The organism is Bradyrhizobium sp. Ken51, assembly GCF_055807435.1.
Genome location: NZ_JBVVPB010000016.1, coordinates 14,053 through 26,994, shown reverse-complemented (window position 1 = coordinate 26,994; position 12,942 = coordinate 14,053). Strand labels below are relative to the sequence as shown.

The following is a 12,942-nucleotide window of genomic DNA, read 5'->3' as shown; positions in this document are numbered from 1 at the left end:
AAGCAATAAGAAAAATCTTGCTGTCCCTCCTGAACGGGCAGGAGTTTAGCCGCGCTCCTCGGCGTGCCGCGAAACGGTTGTTCCCCAGCGGAAGCGTGGAAGAGCCGGGGCGCTGGTCCTATTTCCCGAACGCCAGCACGTGCAGGCCGAGCCGCTGTCGCACGATCCAGAACAGCAGCACCGTCTCGAAGCTGAGCGAGATCGAGGTCGCGGCCGCAGCGCCGTGGCCGCCGAAGCGCGGCACCAACGCGATGCAGAGCACCAGGTTCATTGCAAAGGCCAGCGCATAGGCCAGCGCGCAGATCTTCTGCTGCCCGAGCATGTTGAGCAGCCGTTCGACCGGGCCGATCGCGGAGCGCACCACGAGGCCGATGGCGGCAACGAACATGATGTCGTAGCCGACCACGAATTGCGGCCCGAACAGCCAGAGCAGCGGCTTGCCGAGCGCGAGCAGCACCATGGTCGCCGCCAGCGACGGCCAGAACGTCCAGTTGATGGCATGCGCCACGTAAGCCGACAACCGCGCCTTGTCGCCGCTTGCGTTGTATTCGGCGAAGCGATGCGCTGTTGTCGCCGACATCGCGTAGTGGATGAACGAAACCAGCGCCAGCGTCTTCACCACGGCGAAATAGACCCCGACCTCGTCGGAGGGACGGAATTGCTGCAGCACCAGCACGTCGGTGTAGGACAGCAGCAGGTAGAAGCTTTCGACTAGCAGGATCGGCAGCGACACGGCGAGCCAACCGCCGATGTCGTAGGCCTTGGGGCCCGCCTCGATGTGACCGGCGAGCTTGCGGTTCAGCACCACCATCTGCCCGGTCATCGCGATCCACACCGCGCCGGCGCTCGCGATCATCGCGGCGACCGCGCCGAGATGATAGCCGAGCAGGAAGGCGCAGGCCGTGATGCCGATGATCAGCGCCTGGCGGATGATGAATTGCGGCATCAGGCCGAGCTGCATCCAGTCATGCGAGCGCGCGATGCCGTCCTGGGTATTGGCGACGACGAAGGCGGGCAGCGTCGTGCAGCCAATATAGAGCGGCAGCTCTTCGGCCGGATCGATCCAGGGCGACAATAGTTTGACGAGACCGGCGAGGCCCAGCGACACCAGTGCGGAAACGGCAAAGGTCAGCCTGCGGCTGCCCGAGAGAAAGCCGCGCAACAGCGCATGCTCGCCACGGGCGCGGTATTCCGGAATGATCTTTTGCGCGGAGGCCGAGATGCCAAAATCCATCATGCTGCCGAGCAGCAGCACCCAAGTCCAGACATAGACATAGACGCCGTAGTCCGACGTCCCCATCCAGCGCGCGAGCAGGACCTGCGAGAAATAGGCAAGGCCCGCGCTGATCACGCGGATGACGAAGATGGTGCCGGCCAGCCGCCGCGTCAGCGATGCCTCGCTCGACCCGCCCGTCAATTTCTCGCGCAGCCGCGCGATGAGGCCGGCAGGTCCGGTCGTTGCGGGTTCTGCATCCATCACGGCCAATTCGAAGGGTCCCCAAGGCGCGCACGCGCATGCCGCGGCAGGCTTCTGCGCTAGCCTTGGGGATTAGCAACCATTCGTTAAGATTCGGTTGGGTGGAGTGTGTTGCAACCCCAAACGTCGTCCTGGCGAAAGCCAGGACCCATACCGCGTGATCTATCGGGAGGGATCGGGTAGCAGTTCCATACTAGGAATCTTCGCCAAACTACTCCCTGGGGTAATGGGTCCTGGCGTTCGCCAGGACGACAACTACTCCAGATTGGTGTTGAACTCGTACGACTTCTCCGGTCCGACCAGCGTGAACTTCAGCGCTGCGCCGTCGGGTTTGGCGCCGGGCGGCAGTCCGTCGAGTTCGAAAGAAAATCGCTTCACGCCCGGTGGGCTGGGCTCGACCGGTGCCGGGATGGGCAACGCCCAATCGGGCGTCGGGCCTTCCACGTACAGATTGACGGTGCGCGCATCCGGCGCGACCACGTCGACCACGACATTCTTGGGCCCGTCACGCTTGACGTCGCGGATGGTGAGCGGGTTGGGATCGCCGATGGTGGCAGGCTTCGGCACGGTGTCGAGCGCGGCACGCAGATTGGCGTCCTCGGTCGAGGCGACGCTGTTGAAGCCAAGCTCGGCGCGGGCCTCGACGGGGATGCACAGCTTTTCGCACACCGCATAATTGATCTCGGCGCGCAGCGTCACCGGCTTGTCGGCCGCCTTGGCGATGATACGCAAGGGCAGCACGATCTGGTCGTGATAGCCGATCGAATGGCCGCCCGCGCCGTCGTCGAATTTTTGTGGTGCCGGCCACATCACCGTCACCGCTTCGACATTGTCGGATTTCGAGAAATCGAAGCGCGGCGGAACGCCGGAATCGCCCGGCATGCGCCAATAGGTTTTCCAGCCGGGCTGGATCTGGAAGGCGATACCGCCGAGCAGGACGGCGCCGCTGCGCGATCCCGCAAGCAACCGCACCGCGGAATGTCCGTCGCGCTGCCACGGTGATGAATCGTCGGCATGGGCTGCAAGCGCCAGCGAAGACGCGAGCAGGGTTGTCGCGACGCCAATTGCCGCACGCAGGGGAACTCTTGTCAGCATGGTACGTCTTTACAGGGTCGCCCCGCGGCAAACCATTGAATTGCTTGTGATGGACGCACTTGAATCAAGTCCCTGAAAGCCTTGATTTGACAGCCGGCCGGCCCGACATCAGGATAGGAATTGAAACCGGAGTGCTTCACCGATGGCTCCCACAGGCAAGAGGACAGGCGAAGGCACCCGCAAGCCCGGCCCCGCGCTGCCCAGTTCGGCGGGCTACCTGGACGGCCAGTTGTTGATCGCCATGCCGGTAATGGGCGACGAGCGCTTCGAGCGTTCGGTGATTTATCTCTGCGCCCACTCCGCCGAAGGTGCGATGGGCATCATCGTCAACCACCCGGCCGGCAGCATCGATTTCCCGGAGCTGTTGCAGCAGCTCGGCATCATCAACAAGGGCGAGCACATCAAGCTGCCGGAGAATGCCGAAAGCATGAAGGTGCTGCGCGGCGGTCCGGTCGATACCGGCCGCGGCTTCGTGCTGCATTCCAGCGATTTCTACATCGAAAACGCGACGCTCCGCATTGACGACGGCGTCTGCCTCACCGCGACCGTCGACATCCTGCGCGCGATCGCCAACGGCTCCGGCCCCAAGCACGCCATCCTCGCGCTAGGCTATGCCGGCTGGGCGCCGGGCCAGCTCGAGACCGAAATCCAGAGCAATGGCTGGCTGCATTGCGACGCGGATTCGGATTTGATCTTCGGCGATGACGTCGACGAAAAATACGGACGCGCGCTGCGCAAGATCGGCATCGATCCCGGCATGCTCTCGAACGAGGCCGGGCACGCGTAGCGCCATTCTCGCTGTCGTGTATCACCCTCCGCTGTCATGCCCCGGCTTGACCGGGGCATCCAGTACGCCGGAGCGTATCGGCTCTATCACAACTGTCTCGGAATACTGGATCGCCCGGTCAAGCCGGGCGATGACACCGATTGCTGAGTAGCGCCTACTCCGCCGCCTGCTGCTGCACCGTCGGCTCCGTGCCCGCCACCGTCGCGCGGCGCATGTCGCGGGGCTGCGACTGGTCGTAGCGGCGGACGCGGTGCATGGTCTGGCGGTTGTCCCACATCACGAGATCATGCAGCGTCCATTTGTGGACGTAGACGAACTCGCTTTGTGTCGCGTGCTCGTTGAGATCGCGCAGCAGCAGCCGGCCCTCCGGGACGCTCATGCCGACGATCTTGCCGGCATGCGATGAGAGATAGAGCGACTTGCGGCGATGGACGGGGTGGGTGCGCACGAGGCGTTGCAGCACCGGCTTGAACATCTGCTTCTCGTCGTCGGTGTATTCGGTGAAGCCGAGCGATCCCCGCGAATACATCAGCGAGTGCTCGCAGACGAGGTCCTCGATCTCCGCCTTGGTCTCGTCGTCGAGCGCGTCATAGGCCGCGCGCATGTCGGCGAATTCGGTGTTGCCGCCCTTCGGGTTGAGCACGCGGGCGGACAGCAGCGAGAATTTTGCCGGGATGGGACGGAACGAGCTGTCGGAATGCCACAGACAGTTGCCGAGGTTGAACAGGTGCGCGCGACTGTCCTTTGCCAGCGGCTTGCCGTCCTTGCCGAGATTGGAGACGTCGTTCAGGCCCGATTGGAGCCGGTAGTCTTTTTCCTTTGTCACGGTGCCGCCGCGCGCGTCCTCGCGCTGGCCGAAATTCAGCGCAAAGGCCATCTGCTGTTCGTCGGTGATGTCCTGGTCGTGGAACACCAGCACCGCATATTTGTCCATGGCGGCTTCGATCTCGCGCGCCTCGGCCTCGGTGAGAGGTTGTCGCAGGTCGAGGCCAGAGACCTCGCCGACAAAATGTTTGTGAAGCTGCCGGATGGCGATCGTCATGACGTTTCTCCCGGAACCGCGAGCGGTTGGTCCCGCTCTGTTGAAGAAAAAAACTACTCCGGCGGCCGGCGATGTCAACGCTGGGCGCGCATGGCAGCCCGTAGCCCGGATGGAGCGAAGCGCAATCCGGGGCATCGTGCCGCGGAGAGACCTCCCCGGATTGCGCTGCGCTCCATCCGGGCTACAGCCGCTCAAGCATTGCGCGCCATCAGGCCGCCGTCGACAGGGATGACCGCGCCGGTGAGGAAGGACGCTGCCGGCAGGCACAGGCTCAGCGTCATGTGCGCGACCTCCTCGGGATCGCCGTAGCGGCCCAGCGCGGTGCGGCGTCTGGCGTAGATGGTCTTGTGCTCTTCCGAGATCCGGTCGGTGATGGCGGTGCGGATCGGCCCCGGGCAGATGCAGTTGACGGTGATGCCTTCGCGGCCGAGCTCCACCGCGAGCGAGCGGGTGAGGCTGGCGACGCCGCCCTTCGCCGCCGAATAGGGGCTGTGCAATGCGGTGGCGCCGAGCGCCTCGGTCGAGGCGATGTTAACGATGCGGGGGCTGTTCGACTTGCGCAAGTGAGGCAGCGCGGCGCGGATGATGCGCGGATGCGCCGTCAGCATCACCGCGATACCCCTAGCCCAGGCGTCCTCATAGGCCTCGTCGTCGATCGCGATGCGGACGGAGATGCCGGCATTGTTGACGATGATGTCGAGCCCGCCGAAATGCGCAGCGACGTCGCCGACCACGCGCTTGATCTCGCCGCCGTCGGCAACATCGAGCTTCCAGGCTTTCGCTCCTCCGCCGCTTGCCGCGATCTCCTTCGCCACGGCCAGCGCACCCTGCTCGTCATAGTCGGTGACGGCAACGTTGGCGCCCTCAGTGGCGAACACGCGTGCCGTCGCGCGTCCCATGCCGCTGGCGGCGCCGGTGACGAGAACAGTCAGGCCCTTCACGGACCGGCTGAGCTGTTTGAAATCGGACATGCTGTTTCCCTGTGCCATGCTTGTTCTTGTTGTGATTGACAAGGCTGTCATCGATCCGCAGACAGGTCAAACAAGCAAGACAATCGGGGAGGCCAGCGATGACGAACGAGCTCGATTTCTCAGGCAAGCAGGTGCTGGTTGTCGGCGGATCCAGCGGCATCGGCAACGGTATCGCGCAAGCCTTTCGCGTCAGGGGCGCGCAAGTTGCGGTTTGCGGCACGCGTGCTCACGCGAAGGAATATTCGCAAGAGGAAGGCTCGGATCTCACCGGTCTCTCCTACGCGCAACTCGACGTCGGCAATGCCGGAGCGGTCGAAGCGTTCAAGCCGTCGTTCGATCGGCTCGATATCCTGGTGCTCGCGCAGGGCGCGGTGCTCTATCGCCGCGGCGAGTTCGAGATGGCCGGCTTTCGCAAGGTCGTCGAGGTCAACCTGATGAGCCTGATGGCCTGCGCCACGCGCTTTCATTCCATGCTGCGGGACTCGCAGGGATCGCTGATCATGGTGTCCTCGACCGCGGCCTATCATTCCACCATGGGCAATCCCGCTTACAACGCGTCGAAGACCGGCGCGGTCGGATTGACACGGACGCTGGGCGAGGCTTGGGCCGAGGATGGCATCCGCGTCAACGGCATCGCGCCCGGTCTGGTCGACACCAAGATGACCAAGGTGACGACCGACAATCCCAAGCGGCTCGAAGGTGCACTTTCACGCATTCCGCTGCGGCGATTGGGCACCCCGGCTGACATGGCGGGCGCTGCGCTGTTCCTGGCATCGCCGCTGTCGTCCTACATCATCGGCCAGACATTGGTCGTCGACGGCGGGCTCATTCTCTGAGTCCAATTTCAAGTCAGATGGAACTGCGCCGCTCCTGATCGGTTACTTGGGCTGACCCCCGAGGAGGAGCATCATGGATAAAGATCGGATTGTCGGATCGGCCAAGGAATTCGCCGGACGCGCGGAAGGCGCTATCGGAGATATGGCCAGCGATACGCAGACACAGGCGTCCGGCAAGGCACGCGAAGCCGCCGGCACCGTGCAGAATCTCTACGGGCAGGCTAAGGATGCGGTACGTGACGCCACGGACACCGCGGCCAGCTATGCCAAGGACGCCTATGACAAGCCGGCCGAAACCTTGCGCGACGGTTCGCAGGCGATTGCCCAGAAGGTGCAGGACAACCCGATGGGTGCGCTGCTGGTCGCCGGCGGCATCGGCTTCGCGCTCGCGCTGCTGATGGCGCGGCCTTCGCGCCGCCCGCCGCCGCGCTGGCGCTATTACGGCTAAAGCCAACGCGCGATATACATCGGGCTCCGGACGCAGTGCGGCGTGTAACGCCGCGTTGCTGAGCCGGGGCCCATTCTTTTTGCGGCTGTCGGACACGCTGGGTCCCGGCTCTGCGCAGCTTTCACGCTGCAGCGTGTCCGGGACACGAGACCTCAGCTGAGAAAATTACCGGAACACTTCCGCCGATCGCCCGACGTTGCCAGGCGGCCGCGGGATCGCAGGGTTGGGATTCGGATTGCGCGGCGCCGGCGCCAATTGACGCGGCGGGGGCGGCGGCGAACCAAAGCCGAAGAAATCACGCATCGATGGCGCTGCCTGTGCCGGTTGCTGCGGCGCCGGTGGCTTCTTCGGCGCAAGCTTTGGCGGGGCGATCGCTGCGGCCGCACCCGGCGTGCCACCATCGGGTGTCGTCGTGGCGACCGGCGTATCGCCCTTGGCCTGCTCGCGGCCGACTTCGCGGCGCGGCCAGGCATAATCGTCGGCGCGGCCGGCGGGCGCAGCCAAAGGCTCGCCCTTCACCATCGTCTTCGCAGCGAGCGCATCGACGGCGGCAGGACGTGAGCCCGGCCCACCCAGCAATTGATCGGTCGAGATCGAGGCCGCAACCAGTGGCACGATCGGGCCGGCCAGCGGCCGCGGCGCGGGCTTGCCGGGTTCGGCACTGGTGTCGGGGGTCGCCGGTTCGCTCGGCAGCGCGATCGGGCCGGAGCGCCCGGCGAGCAGGCGGGTGATCTCGCGTTCGACATAGTGGGCGAGCTTCCGCGCGCCGGGTTTGGTGAAATAGACGCCGTCACCGCTGCGGAGCTGACGGATCTGGCCTTCGAAGTCCGGGCCCTTCTGCAGGAAGCGGCCGGCCTCGTCGACAAAGCCGTCCCAGACGTCGACATAGGTGATGCCGGCCTTGGCCGCGCCTTCACGATAGAGCGAATCCAGGAACAGCATGTCCGCGGTGCCCTTGGGACCGCGGATCGCGGGCAGGCCGACCCAGAGCACCGGCACGCCCTTGGACTTGAGGACGTTGGCGAGTTCCTCGATCTTCTTGCCGTAGAGCTCGACCCAGCGCTCGTCGCGGAATTCGTAGAGGCCGTTCGGGTTGCGTGCGGTCTTCTCGGGCGCTGCGACCGCGGGTGCGTCGGCGTTGTCGGCATCATCCTGCGGCAGGTCGGCATCGGCCGGCTTGTCGTCCGGCTTCGCGGCGGTGTCGCCGGGCTTGGCATCGCCGGGCTTGGCCGGTGGTTTGCCGCGCGCGCCCTTGTCGTTCTTCTTGTCCTTGTCCGTTGCCTTATCCGATTTATCGGGCGCCGCCGCCTCGCGGATCGCGATGCGGTCGTTGAGGCCGAGCATCACCACGATCACGTTGGGCTTCTCGCTCTCGAGGATGCCCTTCGCAGCAGCCGTCCAGTCCGAGGGCTCACCCTTGGGCTGGTACTTGATCAGGCCGGACGTGGTCTTGTGCTTGCGTATCACCCCCATGTCGGGCTGCTCGGTGTAGGCGTCTTCGAGACCATAGGCGAGCCAGTCGGCCATGGCGTCGCCGATCACCAACACGTTCCTGTCGGGAATGGTGTCGCGCTTGGCCGGCGCCGGCGCGCGCGAAAAGTCCTGACGCGGTGCTTGCGGCTGTTGCTGCTGGAACGGCGCGAAGAAGTCGCCGCCGAACCATCCGCCGCCTCCACCTCCACCTCCGCCGTTCCGCGGCGGCGGCGGAGCCGCGCGCTGCGGCGGGCCGCCGAAGCCGGGGAAGTTGAAGAACTGCGCCGAGGCGGGTCCCGCGATCGAGACCAGAATCGCAAGCGCCGTCCCCAGCGCGATCAGCGGGCCGGTCTCGGTCAGCACCTTGAAAAAGGACTTCTTCGACATGCGATCTCGGCACGTGCAACGGGGATCGGGACAGGCTCGAATATAATAACGGAATCGGGCGCCAAACGGGCAGATTCTCTTTTCAGATTCTCTTCAGATACTGGGATCCTTGGCCCAAGATTATTGGCCCATACACGGTGAACCGCCGCCCCGGTCAAGGCTGCCGGCCAAAATCCCTGTTCAGGGTTACTTTCGGCGCGATTTTACCGCCCGCGCAGCCGGTCCAGCGCGTCGGAGGAGGCAAATCCATCCGCGGGGACCCCGATCGAGGCCTGGAAGTTGCGCAGGGCCTCCCGGGTCTGGCCGCCGAACTGGCCGTCGGGGGTGCCCTTGTAGAAGCCGCGCTGTGCCAGCAGTTGCTGGAGTTCCAGCCGCTCGGTCCGGGACAGCTCCCGTTCCTGCCGCGGCCAGGGCTGCACGAAGGGCTGGCCGCCGCGGAGGCGATCGGCGAAATGGCCGATCGCCAGCGCATAGGCCTCGGCCGGATTGTACTTCATGATGACCCGGAAGTTCTGCAGCATCAGGAAGCCCGGTCCCTGTGCGCCGGCCGGCGCCAGCAAATAGGCCTTCTCGGCCGGATGCGGGAAGGGCTGGTTGGTCGGGCGCTTGAGGCCGAGCTTCTCCCACTGCGCCACCGTCATCGCCTTGGCGCGGTCGGCCAGCATGTAGTTGAAGCCCTGGGGCACCACGACCTCGTAGCCCCAGGTCTGGCCGGCCTGCCAGCCGTCCTTCTTCAGATTGTTGGCGGTCGACGCAATCAGGTCGGAGGGATTATCGACGACGTCACGCCGGCCGTCACCGTCGCCGTCCACGGCAAAGCGCTTGAATGCGGTCGGCATGAACTGCGTCGGGCCGAAGGCGCCGGCCCAGGAGCCGCGCAATTGTTCGGGCCTGAGGTCGCCGCGGTTGACGATCTCCAGCGCGGAGAGGAATTCGTCCTTGAAGTAAGCCTGGCGGCGGCCGACGCAGGCGAGCGTCGCGGTCGATTGCAGCACGCTGCGGTCGCCCATCTGCGTCGAGTAGTTGGACTCGATGCCCCAGATCGAGGCGATGATGTAGCGGTCGACACCGGTGGCTTTTTCGGTGGCGTCGAACTGCGCCTTGTATTTGGCCAGAACCTCGCGGCCTTTGGCGAGGCGGTTCTCGTTCACGAGGATGTCGAGATAATCCCAGATCGACTTGGTGAACTCCGGCTGCGAGTCCATCAGGTCCATGATGCGCAGATCGGGCGCGAGCCCAGCCGTGAAGCGCTGGAAATTTTCCTGCGTGATGTTGCGCCGTGCGGCATCGGGCCACATGGCTGCGACGCAATTGTTGAAGTTACCGGCGGCCTCCCGGATCGCGGCGGCTGTCATCAGCGGATGGCCGGAGGCGCCGTCCTCGCCGGTCCAGGGTCGAACTCCCGTTTGAACGCCGCTGGGCCCGGGCGCTGCTTGCGAAGGCGCCGGGTTCGGGCCGGAGAAAATACCGCCGAACAGATTGGACAGTCCGTTCTGAGCCTGCGCGCCGGCGGGAAGCGGGAACAGCAGGGCGACCGCAATCATCGTCGCACCGGTCACGGACCCGCCCCGTTTTGCCAGCCCTGCCATTGATTGCATCATGTCCACACCTGTCCGGCCAAAATCCGCCCTCAGGAGGCCTGGCTACGGTTGCCAACAGCTTAACAAAGGTGAAATTTTGATGGTGGCCTTTTTCTTAACTCTGTGAGGATGAGGCCCCACATCCGCCTTTGTTGGCGGCTGCAAACAAGCTAGCAAGATGCCATTGCTCCCTTCACGTGTTCCTCAGGTATTCGATCAATCCCATGAAAATCCGCAAAGCCGTATTTCCCGTTGCCGGCCTCGGCACCCGCGTCCTGCCCGCCACCAAGGCGATGCCGAAGGAAATGCTGACGATCGTCGACAAGCCGCTGATCCAGTACGTCTATGACGAGGCCAGGGAAGCCGGCATCGAGCACTTCATCTTCGTCACCGGCCGCAACAAAAGTGTCATCGAAGATCATTTCGACCGGATGTTCGAGCTCGATGCGACGCTGGCCGCGCGCGGCAAGAAGACCGAGCAGGACGTTCTGGCGCAGAACCAGCCCGAAGCCGGCGCCGTCAGCTTCACCCGCCAGCAGGCGCCGCTCGGCCTCGGCCACGCGGTCTGGTGCGCGCGCGACATCGTCGGCAACGAACCGTTCGCGGTGGTGCTGCCCGACGAACTCGTGCTCAATTCGCCCGGCTGCCTGAAGCAGATGATCGACACCGCCAGCAAGCTCGGCGAAAAATCCAACGTCATCGCGGTCGAGCCGGTGCCCGACCATCTGACCCATCAATACGGCATCTGCGGCGTCGGCAAACGCACCGGCAAGATGTTCGAGGTCGACGGCATGGTCGAGAAGCCGGCCAAGGGCACCGCGCCCTCGAACCTTTCGATCACCGGCCGCTACATCCTGCAGCCGGAGATCTTCAAGATCCTGGAGACGCAGGAGCGCGGCGCCGGCGGCGAGATCCAGCTCACCGACGCCATGATCGGCCTCGCCAGATCGCAAAAATTCTACGGCGTCGAGTTCGAAGGCGAGCGCCACGATTGCGGCTCCAAGCCCGGCTTCCTCCGCGCCAACATCGCCTACGGCCTGAAGCGTCCCGAGTTGCGTGACGGGCTGATCGCGGAGATGAAGAAGTATCTGGGGCAGTAGTGATTGCAGTCGTCCCGGCGAAGGCCGGGACCCATACCGCGTGATCCATCGGTTGCGGCCGGTGGCAGTACCGAACGACGGGTCTTCGCTAAACTATGCCTTGTGGTTATGGGTCCCGGCCTTCGCCGGGACGACACCGAGGGCACAATCCCTCAAGCCACCAGCGAAAGCTTCGGCAGGCTCGCGACCACCGACTGATTGCGGCCGCCGGCTTTTGCTGCGTAGAGCGCCTTGTCGGCGGCGGCGACCAGCAGCGGCCAGTCCATGCCGGTGGTGGGAACGAGGCTCGCGATGCCGCAGGACACCGTCGAGCTCGTGTGGTCGTCGGACCATCCCTGCACCTTGGTGCGGATCTTCTCGGCGACATCGAGGGCGTCCGTGACCGAGGTGCCCGGCAGCAGCACGGCGAATTCCTCGCCGCCATAGCGCGCGGCGCAGTCGCCGGCGCGGCTCACCGAGTCGGAAATGCAGATGGCGATGCCGACCAGCACCTGATCGCCGGCCTGGTGGCCGAACGTGTCGTTGTAGGCCTTGAAGTGATCAGCATCGATCATCAAGAGCGCGATCGGCGTCTGCTGCCGCATCGCGCGGCGCCATTCGACGTCGATCACCTGGTCGAACTTGCGGCGGTTCTTCAGGCCGGTGAGCGCGTCGGTCGTCGCCATCTCCTCGAGCTTGCGCTCGGCCTCGGCGCGCCGGCCGATCTCGCGCGCGAGCACCAGCGTCGATGCCAGCATGAACAGGCTGAGCGCCAGGACCACGGCGCCGATGCGATAGGCTTCCCTCTGCCAGAGCTCGAACACGGCCTTCAGGGGCTTGCCTGCGACCACGAATAGCGGGCCGGTCCCACTGCTGCGGACATAGAGCCGCGGCGTGCCGTCGATCGGCCCCTGTCCGGCGAATGCGCCGCCGATCTTCAGATTTTCGGCCTTCCAGACCGGCCGGGCGGCCAGATTCGTGCCGATCACGTCGAGATCAAACGGCCGCCGCATCATGACGGTACGGTCGCGCTTGAGCACGGTGATGGTGTCGTCCGGATCGAGGCTCAGCCGCTCGAACAATTCGTGGAAATAGCTGAAGCGGATCGATCCGGCGACGACGCCGAGGAAGCCGCCGTCGGTGTCGCTGATGCGCCGGCTCAGCACGATCGAATAGGCGCCGCGGAACAGCATCGGCCGGCTGATGAAGAGCCCGGCTTGCGGATTGTCGCGATGGGCCTTGAAGTAATCCTCGTCGCTCCGGTTCTCGGCAACGGGATCAAGCGTCGAGGCGTCGATGGTCAGCCGGCCGTCGGCGTCGAACACCTGGATCGCGCCGAAATGCCTCGCCGTGGTCGCATGGTCGAACAGGATGAGGTGACGGATCGGCTTGGAGACCGTGGCGATTTCCGGCAGCAGCATGTTGCTGGCGACCGCCTTGAGGGCCAGATCGTAGATCTCGATGTTGCGGCTGACGTCGGACTCGATGGTCGTCGCCAGGTTTTCCAGCGTCTGGCGGGCGAGCGCCTCCTCGCCGCGGCGCATGTCCAGCATGACGTTGACGCAAATGGCGGAAAAGCCGATCACCGTCACCACGGACGAGATGATCAGCAGCTTCGCCGAAAGCCGCCATGGCCGGCGGGCCGTGACGTCGCGCCATCGAGACAACATCGTTTGCTCCCGACACCAGTGAATGCGCCCGAAAGCTTGAGTAGTGTTTAAGCCGGGACGGCGCTGCCGGAATGAGTTAAAAATTGGTTTCCGCGGC

Annotated in this window: 11 protein-coding genes; 4 read left to right on the top strand and 7 right to left on the bottom strand. The window is 64.8% G+C overall.

Features of this window, described 5'->3' with window-relative positions; all coding sequences use genetic code 11:
• Positions 1-118: 118 nt before the first annotated feature.
• Together AC0L27_RS25000 and AC0L27_RS24995 are read right to left on the bottom strand one after the other, a co-directional pair.
• On the bottom strand, positions 119-1,486 hold the full coding sequence (locus AC0L27_RS25000; protein WP_473320602.1) for an oligosaccharide flippase family protein: 1,368 nt from the start codon (positions 1,484-1,486) through the stop codon (positions 119-121).
• Positions 1,487-1,732: 246 nt separating this feature from the next.
• Positions 1,733-2,572: a protein-disulfide reductase DsbD domain-containing protein gene (locus AC0L27_RS24995; protein WP_354063050.1), complete on the bottom strand. Its 840-nt coding sequence runs from the start codon at positions 2,570-2,572 to the stop codon at positions 1,733-1,735.
• 142 nt (positions 2,573-2,714) lie between these two features.
• Here AC0L27_RS24995 and AC0L27_RS24990 point away from each other — a divergent pair, with 142 nt between their 5' ends.
• Entirely contained in the window at positions 2,715-3,359 is a 645-nt protein-coding gene (locus AC0L27_RS24990; protein ID WP_275172249.1) for a YqgE/AlgH family protein, read from the top strand.
• A 154-nt stretch (positions 3,360-3,513) separates the two neighbouring features.
• Here AC0L27_RS24990 and AC0L27_RS24985 read toward each other — a convergent pair whose 3' ends face one another.
• Both AC0L27_RS24985 and AC0L27_RS24980 read right to left on the bottom strand, forming a co-directional pair.
• Complete coding sequence (locus AC0L27_RS24985) at positions 3,514-4,401, bottom strand: TauD/TfdA dioxygenase family protein (RefSeq protein ID WP_027570245.1); 888 nt, start codon at positions 4,399-4,401, stop codon at positions 3,514-3,516.
• Positions 4,402-4,592: 191 nt separating this feature from the next.
• The gene (locus AC0L27_RS24980) at positions 4,593-5,372 is read right to left on the bottom strand and encodes an SDR family NAD(P)-dependent oxidoreductase (protein ID WP_354101103.1); all 780 of its coding nucleotides are present in this window, start codon (positions 5,370-5,372) and stop codon (positions 4,593-4,595) included.
• Positions 5,373-5,470: 98 nt separating this feature from the next.
• Here AC0L27_RS24980 and AC0L27_RS24975 point away from each other — a divergent pair, with 98 nt between their 5' ends.
• Together AC0L27_RS24975 and AC0L27_RS24970 are read left to right on the top strand one after the other, a co-directional pair.
• Complete coding sequence (locus AC0L27_RS24975) at positions 5,471-6,208, top strand: SDR family NAD(P)-dependent oxidoreductase (RefSeq protein WP_354063055.1); 738 nt, start codon at positions 5,471-5,473, stop codon at positions 6,206-6,208.
• A 73-nt stretch (positions 6,209-6,281) separates the two neighbouring features.
• Positions 6,282-6,656 (top strand): CsbD family protein, encoded by a 375-nt coding sequence (locus AC0L27_RS24970; protein ID WP_027515488.1) that lies wholly within the window; start codon positions 6,282-6,284, stop codon positions 6,654-6,656.
• Positions 6,657-6,821: 165 nt separating this feature from the next.
• Here the strand turns inward: AC0L27_RS24970 and AC0L27_RS24965 are convergent, their stop codons facing one another.
• Positions 6,822-8,516 (bottom strand): SGNH/GDSL hydrolase family protein, encoded by a 1,695-nt coding sequence (locus tag AC0L27_RS24965; protein ID WP_473320600.1) that lies wholly within the window; start codon positions 8,514-8,516, stop codon positions 6,822-6,824.
• A gap of 203 nt (positions 8,517-8,719) precedes the next feature.
• Positions 8,720-10,117: a lytic murein transglycosylase gene (locus tag AC0L27_RS24960; RefSeq protein ID WP_473320599.1), complete on the bottom strand. Its 1,398-nt coding sequence runs from the start codon at positions 10,115-10,117 to the stop codon at positions 8,720-8,722.
• 203 nt (positions 10,118-10,320) lie between these two features.
• Here AC0L27_RS24960 and AC0L27_RS24955 point away from each other — a divergent pair, with 203 nt between their 5' ends.
• Positions 10,321-11,196, top strand: a complete 876-nt coding sequence (locus AC0L27_RS24955) for a UTP--glucose-1-phosphate uridylyltransferase (protein WP_007599884.1) — start codon at positions 10,321-10,323, stop codon at positions 11,194-11,196.
• Between the two features lie 152 nt (positions 11,197-11,348).
• Here the strand turns inward: AC0L27_RS24955 and AC0L27_RS24950 are convergent, their stop codons facing one another.
• Positions 11,349-12,845: a sensor domain-containing diguanylate cyclase gene (locus AC0L27_RS24950; RefSeq protein ID WP_354209444.1), complete on the bottom strand. Its 1,497-nt coding sequence runs from the start codon at positions 12,843-12,845 to the stop codon at positions 11,349-11,351.
• Between the last annotated feature and the right edge of the window lie 97 nt (positions 12,846-12,942).

Bases quoted from the DNA above. Each gene is read 5' to 3' on its own strand.
- AC0L27_RS24985 (WP_027570245.1), bottom strand. From the start codon at position 4,401: ATGACGATCGCCATCCGGCAGCTTCACAAACATTTTGTCGGCGAGGTC.
- AC0L27_RS24980 (WP_354101103.1), bottom strand. From the start codon at position 5,372: ATGTCCGATTTCAAACAGCTCAGCCGGTCCGTGAAGGGCCTGACTGTT.
- AC0L27_RS24960 (WP_473320599.1), bottom strand. From the start codon at position 10,117: ATGATGCAATCAATGGCAGGGCTGGCAAAACGGGGCGGGTCCGTGACC.
- AC0L27_RS24950 (WP_354209444.1), bottom strand. From the start codon at position 12,845: ATGTTGTCTCGATGGCGCGACGTCACGGCCCGCCGGCCATGGCGGCTT.
- AC0L27_RS24975 (WP_354063055.1), top strand. From the start codon at position 5,471: ATGACGAACGAGCTCGATTTCTCAGGCAAGCAGGTGCTGGTTGTCGGC.
- AC0L27_RS24990 (WP_275172249.1), top strand. From the start codon at position 2,715: ATGGCTCCCACAGGCAAGAGGACAGGCGAAGGCACCCGCAAGCCCGGC.
- AC0L27_RS24955 (WP_007599884.1), top strand. From the start codon at position 10,321: ATGAAAATCCGCAAAGCCGTATTTCCCGTTGCCGGCCTCGGCACCCGC.
- AC0L27_RS24995 (WP_354063050.1), bottom strand. From the start codon at position 2,572: ATGCTGACAAGAGTTCCCCTGCGTGCGGCAATTGGCGTCGCGACAACC.
- AC0L27_RS24970 (WP_027515488.1), top strand. From the start codon at position 6,282: ATGGATAAAGATCGGATTGTCGGATCGGCCAAGGAATTCGCCGGACGC.
- AC0L27_RS24965 (WP_473320600.1), bottom strand. From the start codon at position 8,516: ATGTCGAAGAAGTCCTTTTTCAAGGTGCTGACCGAGACCGGCCCGCTG.